Origin of the sequence: Heliobacterium chlorum, assembly GCF_014502795.1 — a bacterium.
GTDB lineage: Bacteria > Bacillota > Desulfitobacteriia > Heliobacteriales > Heliobacteriaceae > Heliobacterium > Heliobacterium chlorum.
In genome coordinates this window covers 1-25,380 of the sequence record NZ_JACVHF010000007.1, presented here as the reverse complement: position 1 = coordinate 25,380, position 25,380 = coordinate 1, and the positions used below count along the sequence as shown (strand labels likewise).

Here is a 25,380-nt window from a genome sequence, read left to right as displayed (position 1 = left end):
TTCATTATATCTGTTCGAAGACGGAGAGTTTTACATGGACAGACCTATACCCAAAGTCTTGACGATAGCCGGCTCCGATCCTGGCGGCGGCGCCGGAATTCAAGCCGATTTAAAAGTGATGACACAACTCGGTGTGTACGGAACGGCTGCAGTGACAGCGCTGACTCGACAAAACAGTCAAGGGGTCCTCGGAGTCCATCCCTTACCCCCCGAATGGGTCTTGGCTCAGGTGGAAGATGTTCTCTGGGACATGGAGCCCCAGGTAGCCAAAACAGGGATGTTGCAGCATGCCGATATCATCCGTGGGGTCGGACATCTCTGGTCCCAATATCGCCATGATCAGCAGATGTTGGTCGTCGATCCTGTGCTTCATTCCGGTACCGGTGTGAGCCTTTTGGAAGCGGGGGGACTATCGGCTTTCCGGGAAGCTTTACTCCCGGTCACCACCGTGTTGACTCCGAATGTTCCCGAAGCGGAGGCGTTGACAGGCCGGTCGATTCGCAACCGCCCTGAGATGGAGTCAGCAGCCAGTGCGCTGTTGCAGTATGGTGTCGAATGGGTGTTACTGAAAAGCGGGCACCTACCCAAAGAAGCCAGTGAGGATATGGCCGATCTGCTGATGAGCCTAGAGGGACCGCTTTGGCTCCAAGGCCGTCGTGTACCCGGAGCCGATTTGCATGGGACAGGATGTTCCCTAGCGTCAGCGTTGGCGTCTTACTTAGCTTTAGGTTTCCCGGTTCCCGAGGCGGCAAAAAAAGCGGTTGATTGGGTTCGGGAAGGGATCTCGTCGCCCTTGTATCCAGGGAAAGGGCGGGGCGTAGTCTGCCAACGGAGATAACGATTGAACGTAAAGTGCATAAACAGGAAGAGGACGAGGTATCAGGCGGCTCAGGAGCAGCTGATTCATCGTCCTCTTGTTTTTCAGTCAGTGTTTACCCATATCGGTTCATGTCTTGCCGGAAAGTACCCTGGAGAAAAAGTACCCCGTAAAAAAGTATCCCGGTGAATAAAGCACCTATGTAAAAGAGTTGGGGCTAACGCTTGCAGAATTTCCGGTTTATCATATCCAACAAGCCGCTCTTATCGACGGGTGCCGCCTCCCCGGGCGGCAGTAAGCCCATCCGTACGAGATCATGATACATCTCGTGAGGCCAAGGCGTCTCCAGACCACACCGGTGAAGCAGATCATCTTGGGCAAAGAGGGAAAGAGGGTTCCCTTCAAAGACTGTCTCCCCTTTGTGCAAGACGATGACATCTTGGGCCCAACGGGCGACGATGTCCATCTGGTGAAGAGACATGATCACCGTCGTTCCAGCTTCATGTAAACGATCCAGTAAGGCTAATATATGCTTTGCCCCCACAGGATCAAGCCAAGCCAAAGGTTCATCCAGGATGATAACTTCCGGCTTCATGGCATAGATTCCGGCGATGCAGACCCGTTTCTTTTGACCATAGCTTAGACCATGGACAGGCCGGTGCCGTAGATCGCCGATGCCGGTCACTTCCAAGGCTTCGTCGACCCGTTGGCGCGCTTCTGCCGGAGAGAGGCCCATATTTAAAGGTCCGAAAGAAATATCTTGTTCGACAGAGGCGGAGAACAACTGCACATCGGGATCCTGGAAAACGAGACCGATACGGCTGCGCAGTTCCCGTAACCCCTTCCGAGAATAATCGAGTTCTTTTCCCTGAAAACGGATCGCTCCACGGCGCGGTTTCAAGGTGCCGTTAAGGTGTAAAAACAAGGTCGATTTGCCAGAACCGTTAGCTCCGACGATGGCCACCTTGCGGCCCTGCTGAATGGTCATACTCAGGCGGTTGAGGCCGGTGGTACCGTCGGGGTAGGCGAATTCGATATGCTCAGCTTCAAGAAGTGAATGTATATTAGGATTCACGATGTTTATCATCCTCTTTTACGCGGCAGGACGCGCAGTTCATCTTCATAACCTCGGGCGGCGAGAGCCGTATACAAGTCGCGAGAACGTAGGAGAGAACGGATAAAGAGGTTGGCAGCCAGGATGCCGAAAGAGCGAAAACTGTTGGCCGTCGTCGTGTAGCCCAGTCGAGCCTCCTGCGCAGTGATCATGGCTTGGGTCGTTTCCATGAGCACGAAGGTGAATCGATAGGTAAGCAGCATTAGATCCGTCAATACTCGGGGTGTTCGCAAATCGTTGAACAGTTCTATCGCGTCGACCATCGGTGTCGTCAGTACAAAAAAGTAGAGGCTCGCCGTGGCGCCGAGAGAACGCAGCAACAAGGTGGAGGCTTCCTGCAGTCCTTGGGCGGAAATACCGATGACATAGGAATAGATGGAAGTCTGCCAGACCGCATCGACAGGCGATAAGGAAAAGGCGATGGTCACCGTTCCGGTAAGCAAAAAAGCAGCAGGAACCGTCATTAATTTCAAAAAGGTTCGCAAGGGAATCCGTGCCTTTACGGTCAACAGGAGGGCCGTGAGAATAATGACAGTCACCGAAACAGCCGGTAAGGGAAATGACAGGGAGAGTATCAGCCCAACTAAAGCGGCCAGCCCTTTGCGGCGAGGTGAAGTGTCTCGAAGGCCGTTAGACCAGGCCCACTGATCGATGGTAAAGATCATCTCTCTTTACCCGCACTTGCAGCGGGATAGTTTTGTTTAATCATTAGCTGTCGACCTCCGCAGCAAATTAATCATCATGCAATGTGGAATATGTGATAGGAAAGACTAGTGAGAATTCAGTATTCTTTGGTGATGCTGACAAAGAGGCGAATTTACAATAGACAGTTAAATTAGACAACAAAATAAAGCCCTCTCTTCCTCCCGAAGTGGGTTTTTTGTCACGACAGGCAGGTCTCCTGGCTCAGGAATCATCCTCACCCGTTTCCTTCCCAGACGGCAGTCCAGTGGATTCTGCAACGGGGTCGTCTTCCCTTACAGTAGCGGGGGCTGCTGAGGCGTTTCACCTCATTCCCTTTTCAGCCGATTCGGCGCCCGCGGACATTTTTGAACATGAGAAATTGTGTACTCCCTGTCATCGTAACACGTTCTCCGGCAGGGGGCAAGGGCGTCACAAGGTTCAGTAAATTTCTTTTCTATAAAAACCTAAAGAAAACCATTGATCTTTGTATTCAAGTGTGCTAAAAATATACTCATTGTGGGAACCAGGGTTCATCCAAATCGGGTTTGGATTGCAGTGACAGACCGACGTCCTGTTAGGGCGGGTCAGACCCACCCCCGGATGGATCACGTAGGTCCCGGCATCAAATTTGCTGGGAAGGGGGCCGAAATGATGGATTACTCCACTTTCGGGCGACATGTAGCGATTGACACTTGGGGCGTTGATTTTGAAAAACTGAACGACGCCGCGTTCCTGGAACAAGAAATGATTAAGGCAGCGGAAATCGCCGGTGCCACCGTGCTCTCGTCCCAAAAAAAACAGTTTGATCCGCAAGGTGCGACTGTGCTGGTCCTGTTGTCCGAAAGCCACATCTCGATCCACACCTATCCGGAAAAAGGGTTTGCCGCCCTGGACTGCTACACTTGTGGCGATACAGTAGATCCACAGGTAGCGATTGAACACATGGTTAAAGTGTTAAAACCGCGTGAGACATCGGTGAAAATGCTCAAGCGTGGTGAAGGACCCATCGAAATCATTAAGTAATGATGGCGATGGTCGCGATTAGAAAAGCCTGGTATTAGACCAGGCTTTTCGCATGTCCCTTTGTATTGACTAAGCGGGCACGTTGTCCGGCAGTCTTATGACTGCCGGCAAGGGGTGGCTTGCTCAGGGAAGCCCGTTTTTGATCTCCTCAAACTCGTCATAGTGACGAAGGAGCAAATGGACCAATTCTCCGTCAATCGCATGGTCATGGGCCATCTTTTGTAAAATCGATTCGACTTTTTCCTGTGCCAGTCCTGCCCGGTAGGGGCGATCTTCGACGAGAGCAGAAAAAATATCTACCACCGCCACAATGCGGCTGCCGAGGCTCAATTGATCTCCGGGAATGTGGAAAGGATAACCACGTCCGTCGATTCGTTCATGATGATAGGCGCCCCATTCGGCGATTTCTGAAAATCCAGGAATATGATCTAAAATGCGGTATGTATAATAGGTATGTTTTTTGACGATTAAGTACTCTTCGTTGGTCAAAGCGCCCGGCTTTTCCAGGATATCTTCGGGGATGCTCAGCTTTCCCAGGTCATGAAGCAAACCGGCGACTTCCATCCGAGCTTGTTGAGCGCAGCAAAATCCTGCCAATCGACTCAAATGGGTAGCCGATGCGGAAACCAACCGGGAGTGACGCAAGGTAAAACGGCTTTTACTGTCGATGATGCGGGCGAAGATGGAGGCTAATCCTTTCAAATCGGCGTAGGGCAATTCCATCATATGGTCGACTGAGCCGATCGCTTTTAAGGTTTGGTCCTGAATAAAATCGCTCTCCATATCCAGCCAAAAGCTCTCTTTCAGAGCCACCTCGTGAAGAATCTCTTGCAGTTCCGGTCGAAAGATGGAACCAAAGAGTTCATCGATTCGTTTTAGCACCGATTGGCGCTGCGCTAAAAGGTAGTTTTGCGTCATCATCACTTCGATGCGATCAGCCAGATGAATCAGATCGCCTAAAAGAAGCAGTGACTCATCGCCAGGAAAGTCTTGCGGGTTTCTCTCGCTCCACTTATCATGATGATGGCGTATAATGGTAGCGATATCACGGAAGTGCGGCGCTTGACGCAGCATGTCATAGCCTTTTTCACAATGGAGCTGAGGCGATTGAATTTCAAAGCGTACCAAGTGCGACTTTTCCGCAAAAGTGATGGCACCGATATCATGAATGCTGGCCGCACAGAAAAGGGTGCGCAATGTTTGACTATCCAGGCCCAGCGCTTTTCCCATGATGACTGAGATATAAGCGACCCGGCGATGATGCTGACTGAGCCCATGGGCGGTAAAATCTAGAGCCATCGATAAGGCAGCCAACAGCCGAGCAAGATCCACGGAGATGATGTTTTGCATGCATTCCCTCCAGAACGGTCCAAATCCAAAATCAATACATGTTATTAGCATCTTACCATATATTTAAGCCTGTGACTTGTCCTTTTTGCCACTGGTTTTGTGAAAGGAGGTGATAAAGTGATTACACGCGTGACTGTAGAATGCACCGAATGCGGTACTGTGCGGAATAAAGTGAGAGCCGCCCACCCCCATGTTGTGCTGGGCGAAGATATATTGACCGAGATGAACCGGACTGAAACTTGCCCCTACTGCGACCATACCGGAGTTCGTCCTGTCGAAGAAGTGGCCTAAGGCATCTCAAAATCTCATCATCAACTTGCTGTCGACATGCTTATTGTCGACATTTTCTTTTTCATTCAGGAATATTAAGAGATTGAAAATACCATCCAGAAATATGTAGCCACCGGAGACCAGTTAAGTTATGATAAGATCAGATCAAGGAATTCCTCAAGAAGAGGTGGATGTTGTATGAGCGAATACCGTCCCACAGGTATTGAATTACCTCATGTAGCGTATTTTTGTATGGAATACGGGTTGGAAGCCACCTTACCGATTTACTCTGGCGGTTTAGGCATATTAGCCGGTGACTTCATCAAGGCCGCCCGGGAATTGGGGCGTCCGATGGTGGCCATCGGTATCCTATGGCGTCAAGGATATACTCAGCAGCACATCGACGAGAACGGTCAAGCCTATGACATCTATGATGATTACGATTTTAGTGATCTAAAAGACACGGGAGTTACTGTACAGGTACGGATTCAAGAACAAGATGTGACTTGTAAAGTCTGGCTTTGTGACACTTACGGAAACGTACCGTTATATCTTCTAGATGCTGGTTATCCCGGCAGCCCTTATGCCTGGATGACACAGCGCCTGTACGGCGGAGGCAGGACAGAACGAATTGCCGCAGAGATCATTCTCGGGATCGGCGGTGTGCGGGCTTTGCGCGCCTTGGGCTTCAAGGTAGATGTGTATCACTTCAACGAAGGTCATGCCGTATTTGCGGGATTAGAATTAATTCGAGAAAAGATGGAACGGGGATTTTCCTTTGAGCGAGCTTGGCATGACACTCGTGAGGAAATCGTCTTTACCACCCATACACCGGTTGCCGCCGGGAACGAGGTTCATGATCACGATATCTTGCAGCAAATGGGTGCCTATGACGGGATGAACTACGATCAAATGCGAGCCCTCGGGGGAGATCCCTTCAGCATGACCGTGGCCGGTCTGCGTCTATCCTACATGGCCAATGGCGTTTCCAAACTGCACGGTCGGACCGTTCATCGCATGTGGGGGCATTTAGAGGCCATCCCGCTGATCTTCTCCATTACCAACGGCGTTCACCCGGGGACGTGGCAAGATCCGCGGATCAAGGAAGCTTTTGAAAAAAGAGGCGATCTATTCTCCATCCACATGGATAACAAGCGCCGGCTGATCGAACATATTCGTGATAAAGGCTTGGGGAATCTCCGTGAGGATGCCTTGCTCATCGGTTTTGCCCGCCGGGCCGCCTCTTATAAGCGGGGCGACTTGATCTTCCGCAATCCCGATGTGATCGACCCGTACCTGGCGACGGGTAAAATCCAGATCGTCTTCTCGGCAAAGGCCCACCCGGCTGATACGATGGGCAAAGAGATCATCGCCCGCCTCGTCAGCTTCCAGAAAAAGTATCCCAACAGCGTTGTCTTTATTGATAATTACAACATGGACATCGCTAAACTGCTCGTTCGGGGCTGTGACATCTGGTTGAACAACCCTCGCCGCCCTCAAGAGGCGTCCGGTACGTCAGGCATGAAAGCGGCCATGAACGGCGTTCTCAATCTGAGCATCGAAGACGGCTGGGTCGGCGAAGGCGTCCAAGATGGGATCAATGGCTGGCTTCTCGATTTCCATCCCGGAGAAAACCTCTCTCCCGTGGAGCAGGATGAATGGGATATGAACTCCCTCTACCAAGTGCTGCTCCAGGAAGTGGTTCCGATGTATTATAACAACCGTAAGCACTGGGTGGAGATGATGATGCTTAGCATCGACATGTCTCGTTGGCAGTTCTCGTCCCATCGCATGTGCCGCGAGTATTATGATTTGATGTACACGCCGGTCACCAATAACAAGCGCCAGGCTGTCGCCCAGACAGTATAAGAGTATCACAAAACATAGACCATTTATCGGACTTTCATCCTATGTCATTCGCGTAGAGCGGGTGTTACACTGAAGGGGACAACAAGGATGGAGGTGGGTAGATATGAATGTTTCCCAAGTTCCGACCGGGTTGGTAAACGCAGCATCAAACGGGGATATGATCAACTTATTGGTCTTAAAAAAGGCGATGAACTCTTCTGAGGTTCAGGGTGGAGCTATGATCCAGATGATGGAGCAGTCTGTAAATCCCCATCTCGGGCAAAAGGTGGATATTCAAGTCTAGTCTAACTGGTCTGGCAGCAGGTATGATTAAGCTCTTTCCGTCATAGGGAAGAGCTTTACTTTTTTCCGCAGTTACTTTTGTCGGCGATTCTTCCCGATAAGTAACGCGAGCCCAGGCGACGATTTGGCCTGGGCTTTTTCTACACCATTTTTTTTGTTACGCCATTTGACTTTATGATAAAATAATGCGCGATATAGTCGGAGGATACTAACCAGGGACCGAAGGTAGCACATAGGAAAGGGTCGAAGATGTGTCGAAGGAATGGCTAACCCATCGAGTGACAGAGGAAGAGGACGGGCGGCGGATTGAGAGCATCATAAAACATACTTTGGGTTTTTCCCGGCGGCGCGTGCAGGTGCTCACTCGATCCAACGGATTTACCTTGAACGAAAAAAAAGCTCACCTCGATCGGCGGGTCAAGACGGGAGATCTGTTGCGGGTCTGTGTCCATCAGGAGGAAGAGAGCAACTTAGCTCCTGTGGAGATGGATCTTGTCATCCTTTACGAGGATGATGATGTGCTCGTATTAGACAAACCACCCGGTATCGAGGTCCATCCACCAGAACAGAAGGCTCGTTTCCGGCCTACGCTGGCCCATGGCGTTGCCCATTATTTCGAACAGCAGGGACTAAAAGCCCGAGTTCGACCTTTACATCGGTTAGACAAGGATACGACCGGGGTTGTTGTATTTGCAAAGAGCGCCTTTGCTCATCAGGCCATGGATCGGCAACTGAGAAAGGATACGCTGCAGCGTGGATACCAGGCCATCTTAGTCGATGAGCCGGAAGAAGCGGTAGGGATCATCCGGGCTCCCATCGGCCGGGATCCAAACCATCCCATGCGGCGGATGGTTTGCGACGATGGGGAAGAGGCGGTTACCCACTACCGGGTCCGGCAAATACTGCCGAATCGCTTTTGCCTAGTAGAAGTGCAGTTGGAGACAGGGCGGACCCATCAGATCCGGGTCCATTTCAGCCATTTAGGTATCCCGCTCGTCGGCGATCGTATGTATGGCGGTCATTCTTCGCTTATCGAACGGCAAGCCCTGCATTCGGCCTGGGTCAGCTTTCAGCAGCCGCGCACCGGCGAGGACGTCAAGGTGACGGCAGAATTGCCTGAGGATATGCGGCGATTACTCGAAGCGAAGAAGTAACACAGAGACAATGAGAAAACGAGGTTTCACATGCGTTTACGACGAATTCCAGGCACGAGAGAGAGAATCCGCCAATATGCGCCTTGGTTAGCAGAAGAAGCCCAGCAGTGGCAAGGGTGCTGGCAGGAGTATATCGCCAGTCGGCTGGAAATCACCCCAACCCCGGCGGAGCGAAAAGAAATCCATCTTGAGCTCGGTGTGGGCCGCGGCCGGTTCATCAATCAGATGGCCCAGGAACAGCCACAGCATTTTTGGATTGGAGCGGAACTGCGGGAAGAAGTTCTGCTGACTGCGATCGAAAGGGCGGAAAAGTGGCAGGCGCCTAACTTGGCCTTTCTCTGGATCGATATCGAAACGACGACAGATATCTTCGCCCATGGAGAAGTGGATGCGATCTATCTTAATTTCTCCGATCCCTGGCCGAAAGATCGCCACGCCAAGCGGCGCTTGACCCATCGTAGATTTTTAGACCGCTATCGCCAGTACTTGAAACCAGGCGGCAAGATTCACTTTAAAACCGATAACCGGGATCTCTTTGACTTTTCTCTAGAGGAATTTAAAGCGAACGGTTTTTCCCTCGAAGCGGTCACTTTTGATCTGCATAAGGACCCGAACTGGTCTTCCTACGATCTATCTGCCCGGGTGATGACCGAGTATGAACATCGTTTTTCCCAGAAAGGCCAGCCCATCCATCGATGTATTGCTGTACTTCCCCGAGAACAGGTTGACAAGCCTTCCGAAAATCAGTACGATATACTTGCTCAAGGGGAGTAGTTTTTCGGGTAAGGTCAACAAACTGGCATTGCGCCTGGCTTTACCGGCTGGAGATCTAGCTAAACGAGACCTTGGACACGTTTTTTTGGCGTGTCCAAGGTCTTTTTATTTTTCTTCCTGCCGATGTACCGGAAAATCCCTTTGAATTGGCACGAAATACGGCAAAGGAGGAATTGTAATGGAAGCTTTTTGGTCGTCGGCGATCCTAGTCGTCTTGGCGGAGATGGGCGATAAGACCCAACTGCTGGGGATGGCTTTCGCCACCCGCTATAAGGCGATGACTGTTCTAGCCGGGGTGCTGGTGGCGACGTTGCTCAATCACTTGTTGGCGGTCGCGCTGGGCGATTATCTCACCGCCTTTATTCCCATGGAGACGATACAACTGGTGGCGGCCATATCGTTCATCTTTTTCGGTCTTTGGACCGTCCGGGGCGATGAGTTGGAAGGGGAAGATAAGAAACAGTACTTCGGTCCCTTTATGACCGTGACCATCGCCTTTTTTATGGCCGAGATGGGCGACAAGACCCAGTTAGCCAGCATCGCTCTGGCTGCCAAGTATCATAACCTGATTCCCGTGTGGATGGGGACGACGACAGGGATGATGATTTCCAATATCATTGGCATCTTTGTTGGTGTCGTCTTGGGGAAAAAAATCCCGGAGCGGATCGTCAAATACATCTCGGCAGGGATATTCATCCTCTTTGGCTATGCCGGTATCATCGCGTCCGTCCATGACCAGACGATGTTGTATGGTTTACTGGCAGGCGTCTCCGTGATTACGGCCGCTGCCCTCTATTTCCTGACTCGTGAGACAAAAACGAAATCCCCCTCGGAGTAACGCTGGATAGAGCAAGGCTTTACGAAGTGACCACACTCCGTCCACCCGGCACAGTGCTATTCAACCGGCAAGAAAACTCTATGCCCGTCTAAATCAAACCATCTGGTATGATACTAGTAGATGGATATGAGGTGACGGAATTGGCAGAAAAGATCAAAGAAGTGGCCATAACCGCTTGTGATGACTACCGTCAAGAAAAAGTGGACGCGGCTGTAAGTCGAATTTTGGAACGGGTAGGTGGCTTGGAAAGCTGCATTCGCCCCGGCATGCGGGTGGCCCTAAAGCCGAATCTCGTCATGGGAAAAGATCCGGCGGCGGCCGTTACGACCCACCCGGCACTGGTCGAGTCTGTCGCCAAGGCGGTTATGAACATGGGGGCCGTCCCTTTTGTCGTCGACAGCCCTGGCGGCCCCTCGGCTAATGCGGCGGGACTACGGATGGTCTATAAAAAGACAGGCATGACTGCCGTGGCTGAGCGGCTGGGCATTGAGCTTTGCCATGATACGACGGAAGTGGAAGTCGCGCTGACCGAGCAGAGCCCGATCCGGAAAGTAGCGCTGCTAAAGGTGATCCACGAAGCCGACGCGATCATCAACTTGCCGAAGGTGAAGACCCATGCCCAAACAGGCTATACCGGGGCCGTTAAAAACCTCTACGGTGCGATTCCGGGGATGCGAAAGGCCGAATACCATTTTCGGGTGCAGGAGCGAAAACCTTTTGGACAATTGCTGGTGGAACTCAATCTCGCTCTTCGGCCGGTGCTGACGATCATGGATGGGATCATCGGCATGGAAGGAGACGGGCCAACGGCGGGGGAACCGAAAGCCTTTGGTTATCTATTAGCCTCTCGCTGTCCCTTCACCTTAGACAACTATGTGCTATCGCTCATACGGATCGACGATATCGAGATGGACCGCGTCGCTCAGGCCCGTGGGTTAGTCGGCCCCTTTCGACTGGTAGACGACGGAAAGGAAATCAGACCGGTCCCCTTTCGACCTGCCGTTCATCGCCGGGTGAATTTCGTCGAAAACTACCTGCCGGCTTTTCTGGCCCGGCCCATCTCCCGGTCCTTGCGGCCGCTGCCCGCCTTTCTTCCACAGAAGTGTGTTCGTTGCCGCATCTGTTTACAGAGTTGTCCCGCAGACGCGTTAACAATGGAAGGTATTCCTCAACTGGATAAGGAAAAGTGCATCGGCTGCCTTTGTTGCCAGGAGATGTGCCCAGAACGGGCTGTTGAGGTACGCCGGTCCGGAATTGGGCGATTTCTCTTCGATTCTTTCCACTGATTGAATAATCAGTGGATTTTTTATTATTGACAGGCCCTTTTATTCGTGGAAAAATGAAGTCTGTTGAATGAACGTTCATTTAGGAAGGGGTAAAAAGTTTTGTCAGACCGTCCGAACACAGATCGACGGGATATGTTTAAAGCGGCAGCTATGGAGATCGCCTGCCAGCGGGGATATGATGGCGCAACGATCAAACGGATCGCCGAAAAATGCGGTGTCACCGTCGGTTCGATTTATCATTATTTCGAGAACAAAGAAGAACTGTTTCGCGAAGCCCTGCAAGAACGCACCTTTGCAGCCGTTCTCGAAAAGCTCGTTGATGAAATCGAAGATCTTCCTATTGAAGAAGGGCTGTTCCAGGTGGCAGTGAGATTTGTCAGTGTATTACGGGAACGGATAAACCTGTTTTCCATTCTCGCCGCTGAAAGCTTACATAACACGGAGATTGGGAGTCTTTTTTCGGACGTGAGTCGACGGAACTCAGAACTGATGAAATCTTATTTGGACGGGAAAATCGCTGCGGGGCAACTGGCGCCGATTCACACGGGGATTGCTGTACAAATGTTTTTCGGTCACTTTTTCAATGCCTTTTTGCACAAAGAGCGGCTGCACATGCAACATCTGCCCGAAATTAACGATGAGTTCATTCACCAAAGTATAAGATTAATTTTAAATGGCTGGAGACAGGAGGACATTCATGCCTGAGCAACAATTCAATCGAAATCGCATCAAGGCTATTACGGTGGGATGTATCCTCACCACCACGATAGCGTTAACCGGCTGTAGCGGTGGCACGGCCCCTTCCTCGGATGTACATAAAGTGGTCGTAGAGACCGTGGGCGACCAAGGACTCAATAAAGCCCGTGTGGTAGCTGGTCGTGTCATGGGGGATACCGAATCGGCCATCATGAGTAAACTCAACGCTCGAATCGTCAAGGTTGCCTGTGATGTGGGACAGGAAGTCCAAGCGGGCCAACCGCTGATCTATCTTGATGACCGTGATTTTCGGGCTTCCCTGGCCCAAGCGGAAGCCAACTTAAAAGGCGCCCAAGCCCGCTTGGCGGACACGGAAAAGGGTGCGCGCGCTCAAGACCGGCAGCAGTTGCAAGAACGGATCGAAGCGGCTGCGGCAGCCTTAGATAATGCCAAGAAAACCTTAGAGCGGTCCCAGTCCCTGTTTGATGCTGGCGCAACTCCGAAAACGCAACTTGAGTCAGCCCAATTGGCCTATACGCAAGCCCAAAGCACTTATGATCAACTCATCCAGCAGCAGAGCCTGATGAACGAAGGCGCCACTGCCGAAACACTGGAAAACTTGCGGGCGACGGTGCAACAGATGAGTGCCCTCGTCGATATGGCCCGGTTGAACTTAGAAGCGACAGTGATCCCGGCGCCTGTCAGCGGAAGAATCGCTTCCAAACCAGTCCATGAAGGCGAAATGGCTTCTACAGCGCCGGCACCGAACGTTCTGCTGACGATCGTCAGCAGCGATCCCGTCGTTGAAGCGAGTGTTCCCGAAGAATATATTAAGCAGATCCAAGTGGGCCAAACGATGAAGGTGCGCATCGAGCAAGTTTCGTCAGAAATTGTTGAGGCCAAAGTGGTCGCGATCAGCCCTATCGCCAACAGCGCCAGCAAAGAGTATCCCGTCAAATTGAGCCTGCCTCAATCGGGTCTGTGGAAATCAGGTATGTATGCTGAAGTGACCCTTCCCGAAGCGGGGACGAGTCAACGGATCGTTGTCCCTAAAGACGCTCTTGTAAAGCGGGGCAGTGATCGCGTCATCATGGTCACCGATGGGTCTACCGTAAGCAGCCGTTCCGTGACACTTGGCCGGTCCGACGGCAGTAACATTGAAATCCTTGGCGGACTCAACGCTGGTGACAAGATTATTACCGTGGGACAAAACGAATTGAAAGACGGCGACAAGATCCAGGTGATCGCAGAAAGGGGAGCGGCGAAGTGAAGAAAAAAATTGCCACCGTCGTCGGTGCCGCTCTAGTTCTATCTGCCATCGGATATGCCGGTTACAGCTATGTTGATTCCATCCGTTATGTGACGACCGATGATGCTCGGGTGGACGCGGATATGCTGAAAGTAGGGCCGGAGATCGCCGGTCGGATCACGGAAATTCGGGCCAAAGAGGGCGATATGGTCCAGGCTGGCGAGACGATGGTCCGGCTGGAAGAGAAAAACACTACGCTTCAAAACCGCGACTCCGCCTTAGTCCGGGCTCCCGGAACGGGTCTGGTGATGAAAAAGTCGGTCAACGACGGCGAGTTGGTCTCGCCGGGTCAACGCCTCTTTTTGCTGGCTGATTTCCAAAATTTATACGTCTCCGCCCGGATTGAAGAGACGAAAATAAACCGGTTAGCGGTGGGAGAGCCGGTCACCCTTACCGTCGATGCCTTTCCCGGTCAGGAACTCAAAGGGGTCGTGGAAGAGGTAGGTTTTGCGGCCGATAGTGTCTTTTCGCTTCTACCGAGCAGCAACGTTTCAGGGAACTACATCAAAGTGACTCAACGGATCCCCGTCAAAATAAAAATTCTTGACGATAAGGGGCTGCGTATACTTCCCGGGATGAACGTCATCGCCAAGATTTCCACGGGGGGATGATAGAGGTGCAGGCTAAAAAGCTCATTATCCTCATCATCGGCAGTTATCTCGTGGCGGTGGGACTGATTTCGGCCTATTACGGCTATCAACATACCTTTTATGTGCAGACAGACGACGCGAAAGTCGGAGTCGACTTGACGGTGATCCGGGCGCCCATCGGCGGACGAATCACGGATCTAAAGGTTCAGGAAAAGGATACATTGGCTAAGGACGAAGTTGTGGCCATTATGGAAGGAAGTCCAGCGCCGAGCCAGCCCATAAACCGAGTACCTGTCGCTGCCCCGATAAGTGGTCAAATCCTTCGGCTCGACGCGCGGGATGGTGAAGCCATGACGGCTGGGCAACCACTGGCCGCTGTAGCTGACTTGAAGGCGGCCTATGTGGAAGCGCGGTTTAAGGAAGAGGAATCGAACCGAATTAAAGTAGGTCAGACCGTTGAAGTTCAATTGGATGGAGCTGGTGGAAAAACCTATTCCGGGATGATTTCCGACCTTAAGCGAAATACAGAGATGATCACTTGGCCGATGATCTCATTGACGCCAGCCCGTCAACAACCGAAAGAAGACCAATTAGTGACCGTGAAGATTCAAGTGCCCGATGCCCCCTTGATTCCGGGTACGAGCGCCGCTGTAAAAATTAAGGTGAAGGAGTGATGGCCATGGCTTCTCGTGAAAACGGACACCCCGGTGTGCTGGTGGTTACGATGGTTGTGGTCATCGGCACCTTCATGGCGGTCCTGGATACATCCATTCTGAATGTGGCGCTGCCCAAACTGATGGTCTTGTTTAGCGTGGATACAAAAGAAATTCAGTGGATTTTGACGGCATACATGCTGGTATCGGGTGCAGTCATCCCGATCATGTCCTACCTGGGCGATAACTTTGGCTACCGAACGCTCTATGCCTATTGCCTAGCCTCCTTTACGCTCGGCTCCCTGCTTTGCGGTCTCGCTTGGAACAATGAAAGCTTGATCGTCTTTCGGGTGATTCAAGCATTGGGCGGCGGACTGATTCAACCGGCCAGTATGGCGCTGATGTTCCGCTTCATCCCCAAAGAAAAAATGGGCATGGCGATGGGACTCTTCGGATTATCCATCGCGGTGGCTCCTTCCATTGGTCCCACTCTCGGCGGTTTCATCGTGGAAGACTATAGCTGGCGCTGGTTGTTCATGATCAACGTCCCCCTGGGAGTGTTGGGATTTGTCCTGTGCCAGACCCTTCTTCCGGAAACGGAGAAAAACCCGTCTTCCCACTTTGATTTTTGGGAGCTCTTACTATCTTCGAGCAGCGCTTTTCTCTATTTGCTCGCCTTAGATAAAGGGCAGGACTGGGGATGGACGAGTTATTCCATTGTTATGCTGTTTGTAACGGCCACGGCTTTGCTGGCGCTGTTGATTGTGGTGGAACTCAATCACCCGCAGCCCATGCTGGATCTACGTCTGTTCAAAGTGGCCCAGTTTACATACGGCGTGGTCATCTCCAGTTGTTTGACCATTCTTCTCATGGGCGGAATTTTGCTCTGGCCCATCTACCTGCAAAACATCCGGGGATATTCGGCGATGCAGACGGGGGTGATTCTTATGCCCCAGGCCGTAGCGATGGGCTTGATGATGCCCATTGCCGGGAAGCTCTACGATAAACTTGGAGCCCGTCCCATGGCGTTGGTGGGGATTCCCTTGATCGGGATCTCGACGTATTTGATGCATATGATCACCGTCGATACACCCCAATCCGTTTTTAACGTATGGTTGATTCTTCGGGGGATGGGGCTCGGCTTGACCTTTATGCCGGTAAATACGGCCGCCATCGGCGCCGTGCCCCTGATGAAGTCAGGAGCTGCATCGACCTTAAACAACTTGGTCCGGGCGGTAGCTGGGTCCTTCGGCATTGCCATGACTACATCGCTTTTAGAAAACCGGCAGGTCTTTCACCTACACCGCATGGTCGAAGGACTCGACCTCTTTTCGCCGAGTTGGCAAGTCATGCAGCAGTCGGCGACGGGTATTCTCGCGGCCACAGGGGACACGTCAGCAGCCCAGCCGACCATGTTGACCTTGATGTATAACCAACTTCAATTGCACACTAATACATGGGCTACGGCAGATGTGTTTATGGCTTTTTCCCTCTCGGTCGTTCTCGTGCTCCCGCTGGCATTTTTGCTGAAGAAAACCGGCAGCAAAGGCGGCCCGCCGGCGATTACCGAGTAAATTAAATCAAGATAAGAAGGCGCTGGGTTTCGCAAAGAGCGAACCAGCGCCTTTTTTTACTAACCGGAATCGGCTGATCTCTTTAGTTACATCGTTACTTTTGTTAATATAAGTTAGGACATACACAACTACTTTGGTAAACGGACAAAATAATGGAGCATGACGGAAGAAAGGGGAAAGGTCTGTGAAAACTAAACTGACAGAACTTCTGGGAATTCAGTATCCGATCATCCAAGGCGGTATGGCCTGGGTGTCGGAAGCTAACTTAACTTCGGCCGTTTCCAATGCCGGAGGGGCCGGTATCATCGCCACGGGAGGGCGCCCGACCGAGTGGGTTCGGGAAGAGATCCGTAAGGCCAAGTCATTGACGGCCAAGCCTTTTGGTGTAAATATCATGCTGATGGCACCGAACAAGGATGAGATCGTCGATGTAGTCTGTGAAGAAAAGGTCGCGTTTGTGACTTTGGGAGCGGGTAACCCGGTGCCCTTTTTTGCCAAATTAAAGGAGGCAGGCATTAAAGCGATCCCTGTCGTTCCCAGTGTGAAGCTGGCGAAACGAGTGGAAGCGGCCGGGGCTGATGCGTTGGTGATTGAAGGCATGGAAGCCGGCGGTCATATCGGTACACTGACGACCATGGCGCTGTTGACCAACGTGATCCCGGAAATGAAAATCCCCGTCATCGCTGCCGGCGGCATCGCTGATGGCCGCGGGATTGCTGCAGCACTGCTGATGGGCGCCTCCGGTGTACAGATGGGTTCCCGATTCCTCTTGGCTGAGGAATGTTCCCTTCATCCTAACGCGAAAGCGCGGATCATCCAGGCTGTTGATACCGATTCGATCGTTACAGGATATTCTCGAGGCCATGGCGTCCGAGGCCTGAAGAACGCCATGACCGAAAAGTATCTGGAACTCGAGCGCAAAGGCGTTCCTCAGGAAGAACTGGATAAAATCGCCATTGGTACGAACCGCTTGGCCGCCATCGAAGGAGATATTGAAAACGGTTTGGTTCAGGTGGGGCAGAGCCTTCACCCGTTGCAAGAGGTTAAACCCGTCAAAGAGATCGTCGAAGGATTGATGGCGGAGGTAAGCAAAACGCTTACCGGGGCATCCCAGTTGCTCCATTCGTAACCGACATAAAAAGGAGCCCCGAACAGCGGGGCTCCTTTTCCCTTAGCTTTGAGTTATAGCTTGATCGACCGAATGGGCTGTGACCACTTTTTTCGCCGATCTAAAAGATCAGCGATGACGAAGGGGACGTAGGAGAGTAGCATTAAGAGGAGCCCGACAGCCTCCAGTGAGAGGATGTACCAAGGCCAGGGTCCCATATAGTCCATCAGGGAGGCGCCGGAGGGTTTGGCACAAATGTACATGTAGTTGCCGCCGGTAAAATGGTTGACGACGGCAATGGCGGCCATGTAAACGTTAGAGAAAAGGACCGTTTTTCCGATGGATATCAACTGGGGGCGGTATCCTTCTACGAAGGTCATGTACAGGCAGGCGAGAACAATCGCGCCGTGAGTGATGAAAAATCGGTAAAAAATAACGTGGGGGAAGGCGAACATCCCTAAGTCAGGCGTCAACAGGGCTTGCACAGCGGCGACCATTCCCCAAAAAAAGGCCACCTCGTAGAGGGAATAGCTGCGATTGAGCAGCATGATCCCGCACAAAAGAGCCGTCACATTGCACAGGTGCAGGGGCAGGCTGGAATCGGCAGACCAGGTCCCGTTGGCCATGTTCCACCCTTGAATGAACAGTTCTTGAAAGAATAAAATGAAGGCCAAGGCGTAACGAATCGTCTGTTTGCTTTTTTCGTCGAGATTTTTGCGAAGGATGTATAAGGCTGCACTCGTCAGCAAAAGCAGCATCAACGCCGTAAGGTGAGATGGGGAAAACAGGACAAAGGGGCTATCGGGAATTTGGAATGTAAGCACTGAGTTCATCGTAAGTCCTCCAGGCTTCCGAGTTTTCGATTAAAAACCGGATAATATGTATGAATCCTTTTAAATTATGCCACTCAAATGTAGGTTTTTCCATAGTAATATGGGATCAATTGAAGGAGGAACGCTGATGTTGTATCGAGCTTTGGGAAATACGGGAGTGAACGTCTCCATCCTTGGCTTTGGTTGTATGCGACTGCCTGTACTGAATGGGAAGTCGCACCAAATTGATGAAGAGAAGGCTGCGGAAATTCTCCACTACGCCATAGATCATGGGGTCAATTATGTAGATACAGCCTATCCCTACCATTCGGAAATCCCCTTTCAGGCAGGAATGAGTGAGATCTTCCTCGGAAAAGCCCTCAAAAATGGCTACAGGGAAAAAGTTCATTTGGCTACGAAGCTGCCCAGTTGGCTCATTAAAACGAGGGAAGATATGGATCGTTACCTTAATGAGCAACTTACCCGGCTGCAAACAGACCATATCGACTTTTATCTTATTCACAGTTTGAACCAGGCCCTATGGCCGAACTTGAAGCAATTAGGCGTTCTCGAGTTCTTGGATTCAGCCTTGGCCGACGGTAGAATTCGCCATGCGGGCTTCTCTTTCCATGACGAGTATCCGCTTTTCAAGGAAATCGTCGATGCTTACAACTGGTCGTTCTGTCAAATTCAATATAATTTCATGGATATCCATTACCAAGCCGGTCGGAAGGGCTTGATGTATGCTGCCGAAAAAGGCCTCGGTGTCGTTGTCATGGAACCGCTGCGCGGTGGAAAATTGGTTAACCGGATCCCAGCGGACATTCAACAGATCTGGGACCAGGCCGAAACTAAACGCAGTCCTGTCGAATGGGCCTTCCAGTTTCTTTGGAACCATCCCCAAGTTAATGTCGTTCTTAGCGGCATGACGGAAATGCAGCACGTGATCGATAACCTCAAGGCAGCCGAAAAGGGCTATCCGAATTCGTTGACTGAGCAAGAGCTTGAGCTCTTCACTGCTGTAAAAAAGATGTATGAATCGAAAATTAAGGTCAACTGCACCAACTGCAATTACTGCATGCCCTGCCCTGCCGGTGTGCACATTCCCCGCAACTTCTCCCAGCTAAACAATGCGTCCATCTACGATGATGTGGCTGGTGCTAAGATGGCCTATCATACCTTTATGCCGAAACACCTGCGGGCCTCCAATTGTACTGACTGCGGCCAGTGCGAAACACTGTGCCCGCAAAACATCCCGATTCGGAGTGTGTTGAAAGAAGTAGACCGCACTTTTGCCTGAGCTGGCTTAATCGCGAGCGAGCTTCATTGAAAAGCTCGATGAAGAGCCACATTAGGAGCTACATTAGGAGCTACATGCGGACAAACCTGATATCGCGAGGATCATGAAAATGGGCTGAACCAAATCGTTGCTTTTGGTTTCAGCCCATTTCTGCTTTTGTTTAACCTAAATTCTCTACGTAGATGACCAGTACAACAGCCGGACCGTGAACGCCGATCGTCAAATCCATCTCAATATCGGAGGTTCGACTCGGCCCCGTGATGAAGTTGAGTGCCCGGAAGTCCTTTGAGCCGAGCCGGTCAAAGGCTTCCCCTAAGCTTTTGACCAGTTCCCGCCGCGAGAAAAGGGATAAATGAACCGGTGGAAGCACGCTGGTTCCTCGATGAGACTGGGGGCCGGCCAGCAAAGCGAGTGTGCCTGTTTCAGCGATGGCTCCGTGGGTCCAGGTGATCCCGATCTTCTTGCCCGCTGTAATACCGATATCCCCACCTCGGTAGATTTCAGGAAACGTCTCCCATAGCGGTGCTAATTCCGGCACGTCCCAGGCTGCCGCTTCTTCAGGACGTATATTCAGTTCCATAAAAATTTTGCGAATCTGCTCGACCGCCTCATTCCAGTTTTCCACCCGAAAGAACCGGCCGTTAATTCCGACGAAAGCTTGTCGAAAAGCTTCCAAGGTGCCTGCTTCGTCTAAATGATCGATGGCCCGCGGCGGGAGGGTATATTTCAATGATTCCGTCACGGTTGAGGGCGTAGGGCGGCCTAAGGCCTTCGCGATGCTACCTAGAATTTGCTGTTGAGACAAGGCTTAAATCTCCCCTTTCCGCCAACGATCCCGGAAGGTCTCTTTAGCGATCGGCGGGAAGTAGCGCGAGTTGGTCCAGGCCGATAAGGGTGTTGGGCCGCCTTCCAAATGGCCTTCTTTCATAAAAGGTTTTTGACCGATATAGCCGCCTTTCATGGACAGTTTATACAGCGTCGGATTTCCCCAGGTCTCAGACCAGAGGCGAAAGGCGGTTCGTTCCAAGGAACTGGTGGCCCCTGAAACGGTACGTTCGAGCCGCAATTGGATCAGCATTTCATGCAGGGGAATTTTTGTAGGACAAGCTTCCGTGCAGGCGCCGCAGAGGGTGGTCAAATAGGCTGTCTCACCCCAGTTTATCAAGTCATTTTGCAGCAGCGGCGTCAGTACGGCGCCGATAGGGCCGCTGTAAACCCAGCCATAGGTGTGGCCACCCACTTGCCGGTAGACAGGGCAGACGTTGAGGCAGGAACCACAACGGATGCAGCGGAGCACCTCTTGATATTTTGGATTCGCTAAAATGCGGGTGCGCCCGTTGTCGACGATGATGATATGCATCTCCTGAGCGCCGTCTTGTTCACCGGGCCCTTTCGGTCCTCGGATGACCGACATGTAGGAAGTAATTTTCTGCCCTGTGGCGGACCGTGGCAGCAGTTTGGCCATCACGTCGAGCTCCCGAAAGGTGGGAACGATGCGCTCTAGCCCCATGAACACCACGTGAACAGGTGGAACACTAGTGACCAGGCGGCCATTGCCTTCGTTGGTGAAGAGCGCAACGGCTCCCGGATCGGCCACCGCAAAATTGCATCCCGATACGCCGATAGGAGCATCTAAAAACATCTGGCGAAGCTTTTGCCGGGCGTACCGGGTCAGCGACGCCGTGTCCGGTTGCTGCTTTTGACCGGAGTCCTTTTCAAAGAGGTCGGCCACTTCTTGACGGGTTTTGTGAATCGCTGGGACGATGATATGCGAAGGCGTCTCGCCGGCAAGCTGGATGATATACTCGCCGAGATCGCTTTCCACCGCGTGAATGCCCCGATCTTCAAGGACATGATTCACATGCAGCTCTTCCGAGACCATCGACTTGGACTTCAAGACGAGTTTGGCTTTGTGCTTGTCTACGATACCTTGAAAGATGCGCAATGCATCTTCGGCGGTCACCGCCCAGTGAACTTGAGCGCCCTGCTGAAGCATATTCTTGGCAAACTGCTGCAGATAGGTGTCCAGGTTTTCGATGACATGGTTGCGAATCTGCATGCCAAGATTTCGCCAATCTTCCCAGTGCCCTAGATCATGGGTAACCACGTTTTTGCGATCGCGCAAGGTATTGGTGGCCGACTTGACAGCCTTTCGCAGGAAGGGGTGGCGGAAGGCCGACTGGATCCGACCCTGTAAATCCCGGTTGCCGGCAGCCATCTACAGACCTCCTTGGGCCTGGTCAAAGACTTGGGCTACATGCATGACCGGCATGGCATGGCCCATTTTTTCCAAACGGCCTTTGATGTTTATCAAGCATCCCATATCGGCACCGACTAACATATCAGCACCGCTTTGTAAGACATTTTCCGCCTTTTCCGTAACGATCGCCTCCGATATGTCCGGCATTTTGACGGAGAAGGTTCCACCGAAGCCGCAACAGTCATAAGCGCGAGGTAATTCCAGCAGTGTTAAGCCCTCGATGCTTTGTAGGAGTTGAATCGGCTCATCTTTGACGCCCATAAGACGAGTCATGTGGCAGGAAGGATGGTAGGTGATCTTCTGATCAAAGCGGCCCCCTACAGAGCGGACCCCAGCCACTTTGACGAGGAATTCCGTAAATTCGTAGGTTTTCTTACTCAGTGCTTTGGCCTGTTCCAATTCAGAAGGGTAGCGATCAAAGAGTCGCAGGAAGTTTTCTCGAACCATCTCAGCGCAGGAGCCGGAGGGACTGACCACATATTCGGCTTCCCGAAAGGCTTTCAAAAAGGTCCGGGCGACACGGCGAGCTTCGTCGTGGTATCCGGCATTGAAGGCGGGTTGACCGCAGCAGACTTGGTCGGGAGAAAAGGAGACTTCCGCACCGGCGCGCCGCAATACCCGAACGATCGACTCGCCGACCTCCGGAAAAAAACTGTCGCAGAGGCAGGTGATCATCAAAGAGACCTTCACAAACGACCATTCCTTTATTGCTTTGGTGACTTATCTTCTTGAGTGCTGGTGAGCCCGGGAGCCGGTCCGGGGCTGGGAAGCGGCGGAAGGGAGGCGCCAGACAGTGCCTCAAGAGCACGTATGCGCGATTCACCGGCCAATCGCTGACTTTCCGATAAGAGGCGGAGTGCTTCCTGGGGGTTGTGAAAGCCCATTGAGTTTTCGGCCGAGATGAAGTCAAGATACCACTGGGCTTGGCGGTGCAGGCTGCGCGCTTCTGTCAGTTTGGCTGCGTTCACCGTCGGTAGTTTGCTGGCTGAGGAAATGGCTTCGATGGCGCCGGCTACTACTTGCTCGCCTTTGATCAACTGATCATAGACGCGCCGTTGCGTGTAAAGGATACGTTCTTTCAGGTAATCTTCCGACTGTCTGTGGCAGGTCCCGCAAGCTTCGGAAATGTAGCGCAGGGGGCTCGTCATCCAGTGGGAAGAGATCTTTGAGGTACCAATGCGGACATAGGGCATATGGCAGTCAGAGCAAGATACACCGTTGCGTTGATGGGTGCTGTTTTGATTTAGTTCATAATCGGGATGTTGGGCTTTGAGCATCGGTGTCTTTGCATCAGCATGTTCCCAATCGGTGAAGCCGAGTTCCTGATAGTACTGAAGGATATCGTCAGCTCGGAAACCTTTGTCCCAAGGGAAAGTCAGTTTCTTTGTCCCCGTCTGAAAATAGTACTCTACGTGGCATTGGGCACACACCAGGGAGCGCATCTCGTTTCGGGTCGCTTTGGTGATGTCCTTCCCTTGACGGGCGAAAGCTTCTTTGAGGGCAGGGCGGGTAATGACGAGGGCGTTGGTTTTCGGATCATGGCAATCGATGCAGGCGATAGGATGTTTGGCCTCATCGAGCAAATGAGTGATCGGCTGTGTATAGTAGGATTCACCATATTTGTTGTAAAGCTCTTTGAAATTGGCGGTTTTACAGGTGATACAGGTACCGGCGCTCTTGCGGGCCGGATCGATCATGCGAATGTCTTCTAAGGAGTAGGTATGGCCGCGATCCTCTGTATACTCTTTGGAAAAGCCGTAGCCGGAAAACAAGGTTTTTAAGAGGGGCTCCCGTTCTAGTTTAGAATACTTGTCAGAACCGCCGTACTCCGTTCGGGCAGTCATGTTATTTTGCAGATAAGTATCGTAGTGATCGGGGTATTTCTTGCCCCAGACGGCCGGATCTGCTTCAAACTCGCCGATTTCTACACCTTGCGATGGCTCCTGCCGTTGTTTCGGCGAGCAACCCGGCGAAGAGGCGATGAAAATGAGCGGGATGATCAGCCATACCAGCAGGATGATTGGTTTGAAGTTTTTTCGAAAAGTTCCCAGCGTAATACCTGTAAAGCGTCTCATTATTGTCTCAACTCCCTAGGATCGGGACCTATGCCCGTTTGAATGCCATGGGGGACGTCGCGGTGACAGGAAAAACAGTATGTGCCGCCATTATGCCGGGTATCGCCGATGCGGCTGATCACCTCGGTGTGACAACGAATGCAGTTATCTTGCAGGATTTCCACGGTGTGGGGTTTTGCCCGAAACTGAGCCGGCATGGGACCGATGAAGTATACCCAGGTATCGACGATCCCGGCGCGGGCTTTGGTAAAGTATTTGCCGACGAAATTGTGCGGGGTATGACATTCATTACAGACCATGTTGCGATGGGCCGAGTGGTACCAAGATTCATAATGGGGTCTCATGACATGACAGAGGATGCAAAGCTCGGGCTTGTCCAAGGCATAAGCCAACCCTTTCAATGGTTGTCGTCCGATGGTAAAGCCAATGCCGATAAGCACGATCACCGATAAAATCCCATATTGCCACCAATGCCAAGGCCAATTCCATTTCCATTTTCGTTTCCCGGACATTTCTTCACCCTCTGTTCAGTCTTTGTAGCTTTTTGTAGGGCTATTCTGGCTCATGGGTGGTCCATTAAAATTACGATAGTTCTTGGGTAACAGAGCAGGTACGGATAAGAACGGACATGCAATTAGAAGTTTAAGTGGGATTAATCTTAAATTTGTGTTGACAACTTGGATTGAAGTCGTTATTATATGTAAATGTCGCAGGTGCGCGGAAATAGCTCAGCGGTAGAGCATCGCCTTGCCAAGGCGAGGGTCGCGAGTTCGAATCTCGTTTTCCGCTCCAGAGTGCGCCCGTAGCTCAGCTGGATAGAGTAATTGACTACGAATCAAGAGGTCAGGGGTTCGAATCCCTTCGGGCGCGCCACTATTTCATTAGATACTTCCTCATCGGATGATAGTTATAAACAATTATCTTCGAATTGAGTAAGTTCTAAAAATTACCTGTTGCCTTGCCGGGATTGATGTGATAGTATCTATAACTGTCGCCGGCAGGTGCCGACAGACAAAGACATCTGGTCCTTGAAAATCAAACAGTTGTTAAAGCAAAAGCGTGCGAAACCAAAGTCAATTCGGCCCGCGCAAGCGGGACGGATGGACAACTTCTTACGAGTGGATGACTTCTGTTATAAGAGACATTAACTCGACAAGAAACTTTATCAATCAGAGCTTGACTCAAGCTTATCTACAATATTTTGTGGAGAGTTTGATCCTGGCTCAGGACGAACGCTGGCGGCATGCCTAACACATGCAAGTCGAACGGAGCACGGATACTTCGGTGGAAGTGCTTAGTGGCGGACGGGTGAGTAACGCGTGGATAACCTGCCTGAGAGTGGGGGATAACAGCCCGAAAGGGCTGCTAATACCGCATAACGTTGTTTGGGGACATCCCCGGACAACCAAAGGAGCAATCCGCTCTTGGATGGGTCCGCGTCCGATTAGCTAGTTGGTGAGGTAATAGCTCACCAAGGCGACGATCGGTAGCCGGCCTGAGAGGGTGAACGGCCACACTGGGACTGAGACACGGCCCAGACTC

The 25,380-nt window shown here is 51.7% G+C and carries 25 protein-coding genes, 2 tRNA genes, 1 rRNA gene and 1 riboswitch; of the genes, 19 read left to right on the top strand and 9 right to left on the bottom strand.

Annotation, left to right across the window (positions count from 1 at the left end; all coding sequences use genetic code 11):
* The first annotated feature begins 34 nt into the window (after window positions 1-34).
* The gene (gene thiD, locus H1S01_RS08755; protein WP_188039744.1) at window positions 35-838 is read left to right on the top strand and encodes a bifunctional hydroxymethylpyrimidine kinase/phosphomethylpyrimidine kinase; all 804 of its coding nucleotides are present in this window, start codon (window positions 35-37) and stop codon (window positions 836-838) included.
* Between the two features lie 196 nt (window positions 839-1,034).
* Here the strand turns inward: thiD and H1S01_RS08750 are convergent, their stop codons facing one another.
* A complete protein-coding gene (locus H1S01_RS08750; RefSeq protein ID WP_341479065.1) occupies window positions 1,035-1,892 on the bottom strand; it encodes an energy-coupling factor ABC transporter ATP-binding protein in 858 nt (285 codons plus the stop codon).
* Window positions 1,893-1,900: 8 nt separating this feature from the next.
* Window positions 1,901-2,596 (bottom strand): cobalt ECF transporter T component CbiQ, encoded by a 696-nt coding sequence (cbiQ, locus tag H1S01_RS08745; protein WP_188039743.1) that lies wholly within the window; start codon window positions 2,594-2,596, stop codon window positions 1,901-1,903.
* A 209-nt stretch (window positions 2,597-2,805) separates the two neighbouring features.
* A riboswitch (cobalamin riboswitch) is annotated at window positions 2,806-2,985 on the bottom strand.
* A 281-nt stretch (window positions 2,986-3,266) separates the two neighbouring features.
* On the opposite strand from cbiQ, the gene speD reads away from it, so the two are divergent.
* Window positions 3,267-3,638, top strand: coding sequence for an adenosylmethionine decarboxylase (gene speD / locus H1S01_RS08740; RefSeq protein WP_188039742.1), 372 nt, complete (start codon window positions 3,267-3,269; stop codon window positions 3,636-3,638).
* 123 nt (window positions 3,639-3,761) lie between these two features.
* Here speD and H1S01_RS08735 read toward each other — a convergent pair whose 3' ends face one another.
* Window positions 3,762-4,988 (bottom strand): HD-GYP domain-containing protein, encoded by a 1,227-nt coding sequence (locus tag H1S01_RS08735; RefSeq protein WP_188039741.1) that lies wholly within the window; start codon window positions 4,986-4,988, stop codon window positions 3,762-3,764.
* Between the two features lie 117 nt (window positions 4,989-5,105).
* On the opposite strand from H1S01_RS08735, the gene H1S01_RS08730 reads away from it, so the two are divergent.
* The 13 genes from H1S01_RS08730 to H1S01_RS08670 all read left to right on the top strand — a co-directional run bounded on the left by H1S01_RS08730 (window position 5,106) and on the right by H1S01_RS08670 (window position 17,412).
* A complete protein-coding gene (locus tag H1S01_RS08730) occupies window positions 5,106-5,279 on the top strand; it encodes a hypothetical protein (RefSeq protein WP_188039740.1) in 174 nt (57 codons plus the stop codon).
* Window positions 5,280-5,456: 177 nt separating this feature from the next.
* A complete protein-coding gene (gene glgP / locus H1S01_RS08725; protein ID WP_188039739.1) occupies window positions 5,457-7,127 on the top strand; it encodes an alpha-glucan family phosphorylase in 1,671 nt (556 codons plus the stop codon).
* Between the two features lie 103 nt (window positions 7,128-7,230).
* On the top strand, window positions 7,231-7,410 hold the full coding sequence (locus H1S01_RS08720) for a YjfB family protein (RefSeq protein ID WP_207732259.1): 180 nt from the start codon (window positions 7,231-7,233) through the stop codon (window positions 7,408-7,410).
* 250 nt (window positions 7,411-7,660) lie between these two features.
* The gene (locus H1S01_RS08715; RefSeq protein WP_188039737.1) at window positions 7,661-8,563 is read left to right on the top strand and encodes an RluA family pseudouridine synthase; all 903 of its coding nucleotides are present in this window, start codon (window positions 7,661-7,663) and stop codon (window positions 8,561-8,563) included.
* 30 nt (window positions 8,564-8,593) lie between these two features.
* Window positions 8,594-9,337, top strand: coding sequence for a tRNA (guanosine(46)-N7)-methyltransferase TrmB (gene trmB / locus H1S01_RS08710; protein WP_188039736.1), 744 nt, complete (start codon window positions 8,594-8,596; stop codon window positions 9,335-9,337).
* A 178-nt stretch (window positions 9,338-9,515) separates the two neighbouring features.
* Complete coding sequence (locus H1S01_RS08705; protein ID WP_188039735.1) at window positions 9,516-10,175, top strand: TMEM165/GDT1 family protein; 660 nt, start codon at window positions 9,516-9,518, stop codon at window positions 10,173-10,175.
* 140 nt (window positions 10,176-10,315) lie between these two features.
* On the top strand, window positions 10,316-11,461 hold the full coding sequence (locus H1S01_RS08700; RefSeq protein WP_188039734.1) for a DUF362 domain-containing protein: 1,146 nt from the start codon (window positions 10,316-10,318) through the stop codon (window positions 11,459-11,461).
* Window positions 11,462-11,560: 99 nt separating this feature from the next.
* Window positions 11,561-12,166, top strand: coding sequence for a TetR/AcrR family transcriptional regulator (locus H1S01_RS08695; protein WP_188039733.1), 606 nt, complete (start codon window positions 11,561-11,563; stop codon window positions 12,164-12,166).
* On the top strand, window positions 12,159-13,427 hold the full coding sequence (locus tag H1S01_RS08690) for an efflux RND transporter periplasmic adaptor subunit (protein ID WP_188039732.1): 1,269 nt from the start codon (window positions 12,159-12,161) through the stop codon (window positions 13,425-13,427). Before H1S01_RS08695 ends, H1S01_RS08690 begins: the two co-directional genes overlap by 8 nt.
* Window positions 13,424-14,077, top strand: a complete 654-nt coding sequence (locus H1S01_RS21415; protein ID WP_188039731.1) for an HlyD family secretion protein — start codon at window positions 13,424-13,426, stop codon at window positions 14,075-14,077. Before H1S01_RS08690 ends, H1S01_RS21415 begins: the two co-directional genes overlap by 4 nt.
* Window positions 14,078-14,082: 5 nt before the next feature.
* Window positions 14,083-14,730, top strand: coding sequence for an HlyD family efflux transporter periplasmic adaptor subunit (locus H1S01_RS08680; RefSeq protein ID WP_188039729.1), 648 nt, complete (start codon window positions 14,083-14,085; stop codon window positions 14,728-14,730).
* Window positions 14,731-14,735: 5 nt separating this feature from the next.
* On the top strand, window positions 14,736-16,283 hold the full coding sequence (locus H1S01_RS08675; protein WP_188039726.1) for a DHA2 family efflux MFS transporter permease subunit: 1,548 nt from the start codon (window positions 14,736-14,738) through the stop codon (window positions 16,281-16,283).
* A gap of 184 nt (window positions 16,284-16,467) precedes the next feature.
* Window positions 16,468-17,412, top strand: a complete 945-nt coding sequence (locus H1S01_RS08670; RefSeq protein ID WP_188039724.1) for a nitronate monooxygenase — start codon at window positions 16,468-16,470, stop codon at window positions 17,410-17,412.
* A 53-nt stretch (window positions 17,413-17,465) separates the two neighbouring features.
* Here H1S01_RS08670 and H1S01_RS08665 read toward each other — a convergent pair whose 3' ends face one another.
* Window positions 17,466-18,224: a YwaF family protein gene (locus H1S01_RS08665; RefSeq protein WP_188039722.1), complete on the bottom strand. Its 759-nt coding sequence runs from the start codon at window positions 18,222-18,224 to the stop codon at window positions 17,466-17,468.
* Window positions 18,225-18,351: 127 nt separating this feature from the next.
* Here H1S01_RS08665 and H1S01_RS08660 point away from each other — a divergent pair, with 127 nt between their 5' ends.
* Window positions 18,352-19,503 carry an aldo/keto reductase gene (locus H1S01_RS08660; RefSeq protein WP_188039720.1) on the top strand — a complete coding sequence of 384 codons (1,152 nt, stop codon included), beginning with the start codon at window positions 18,352-18,354 and terminating at the stop codon, window positions 19,501-19,503.
* A gap of 160 nt (window positions 19,504-19,663) precedes the next feature.
* Here H1S01_RS08660 and H1S01_RS08655 read toward each other — a convergent pair whose 3' ends face one another.
* Genes H1S01_RS08655 through H1S01_RS08635 form a run of 5 tightly spaced genes read right to left on the bottom strand, consistent with a single transcriptional unit; the run spans window position 19,664 to window position 24,350 of the window.
* Window positions 19,664-20,308 (bottom strand): LutC/YkgG family protein, encoded by a 645-nt coding sequence (locus H1S01_RS08655; RefSeq protein WP_188039718.1) that lies wholly within the window; start codon window positions 20,306-20,308, stop codon window positions 19,664-19,666.
* A 3-nt stretch (window positions 20,309-20,311) separates the two neighbouring features.
* On the bottom strand, window positions 20,312-21,721 hold the full coding sequence (locus H1S01_RS08650; RefSeq protein WP_188039715.1) for a LutB/LldF family L-lactate oxidation iron-sulfur protein: 1,410 nt from the start codon (window positions 21,719-21,721) through the stop codon (window positions 20,312-20,314).
* Window positions 21,722-22,453 (bottom strand): heterodisulfide reductase-related iron-sulfur binding cluster, encoded by a 732-nt coding sequence (locus H1S01_RS08645; RefSeq protein ID WP_188039713.1) that lies wholly within the window; start codon window positions 22,451-22,453, stop codon window positions 21,722-21,724.
* Window positions 22,454-22,467: 14 nt separating this feature from the next.
* Complete coding sequence (locus H1S01_RS08640; protein WP_188039711.1) at window positions 22,468-23,838, bottom strand: ammonia-forming cytochrome c nitrite reductase subunit c552; 1,371 nt, start codon at window positions 23,836-23,838, stop codon at window positions 22,468-22,470.
* Window positions 23,838-24,350 carry a NapC/NirT family cytochrome c gene (locus tag H1S01_RS08635; RefSeq protein ID WP_188039709.1) on the bottom strand — a complete coding sequence of 171 codons (513 nt, stop codon included), beginning with the start codon at window positions 24,348-24,350 and terminating at the stop codon, window positions 23,838-23,840. The genes H1S01_RS08640 and H1S01_RS08635 overlap by 1 nt, the downstream gene beginning before the upstream one ends.
* Window positions 24,351-24,555: 205 nt before the next feature.
* On the opposite strand from H1S01_RS08635, the gene H1S01_RS08630 reads away from it, so the two are divergent.
* The 3 genes from H1S01_RS08630 to H1S01_RS08620 all read left to right on the top strand — a co-directional run.
* Window positions 24,556-24,630: transfer RNA gene (locus H1S01_RS08630), tRNA-Gly, on the top strand.
* 4 nt (window positions 24,631-24,634) lie between these two features.
* Window positions 24,635-24,711, top strand: a tRNA-Arg gene (locus tag H1S01_RS08625).
* 327 nt (window positions 24,712-25,038) lie between these two features.
* Window positions 25,039-25,380: ribosomal RNA gene (locus H1S01_RS08620) — 16S ribosomal RNA — on the top strand; the annotation flags it as partial.

Bases quoted from the DNA above. Each gene is read 5' to 3' on its own strand.
- thiD (WP_188039744.1), top strand. From the start codon at position 35: ATGGACAGACCTATACCCAAAGTCTTGACGATAGCCGGCTCCGATCCT.
- cbiQ (WP_188039743.1), bottom strand. From the start codon at position 2,596: ATGATCTTTACCATCGATCAGTGGGCCTGGTCTAACGGCCTTCGAGAC.
- speD (WP_188039742.1), top strand. From the start codon at position 3,267: ATGGATTACTCCACTTTCGGGCGACATGTAGCGATTGACACTTGGGGC.
- H1S01_RS08735 (WP_188039741.1), bottom strand. From the start codon at position 4,988: ATGCAAAACATCATCTCCGTGGATCTTGCTCGGCTGTTGGCTGCCTTA.
- glgP (WP_188039739.1), top strand. From the start codon at position 5,457: ATGAGCGAATACCGTCCCACAGGTATTGAATTACCTCATGTAGCGTAT.
- H1S01_RS08720 (WP_207732259.1), top strand. From the start codon at position 7,231: ATGAATGTTTCCCAAGTTCCGACCGGGTTGGTAAACGCAGCATCAAAC.
- trmB (WP_188039736.1), top strand. From the start codon at position 8,594: ATGCGTTTACGACGAATTCCAGGCACGAGAGAGAGAATCCGCCAATAT.
- H1S01_RS08705 (WP_188039735.1), top strand. From the start codon at position 9,516: ATGGAAGCTTTTTGGTCGTCGGCGATCCTAGTCGTCTTGGCGGAGATG.
- H1S01_RS08690 (WP_188039732.1), top strand. From the start codon at position 12,159: ATGCCTGAGCAACAATTCAATCGAAATCGCATCAAGGCTATTACGGTG.
- H1S01_RS08675 (WP_188039726.1), top strand. From the start codon at position 14,736: ATGGCTTCTCGTGAAAACGGACACCCCGGTGTGCTGGTGGTTACGATG.
- H1S01_RS08665 (WP_188039722.1), bottom strand. From the start codon at position 18,224: ATGAACTCAGTGCTTACATTCCAAATTCCCGATAGCCCCTTTGTCCTG.
- H1S01_RS08660 (WP_188039720.1), top strand. From the start codon at position 18,352: ATGTTGTATCGAGCTTTGGGAAATACGGGAGTGAACGTCTCCATCCTT.
- H1S01_RS08650 (WP_188039715.1), bottom strand. From the start codon at position 21,721: ATGGCTGCCGGCAACCGGGATTTACAGGGTCGGATCCAGTCGGCCTTC.
- H1S01_RS08640 (WP_188039711.1), bottom strand. From the start codon at position 23,838: ATGAGACGCTTTACAGGTATTACGCTGGGAACTTTTCGAAAAAACTTC.
- H1S01_RS08635 (WP_188039709.1), bottom strand. From the start codon at position 24,350: ATGTCCGGGAAACGAAAATGGAAATGGAATTGGCCTTGGCATTGGTGG.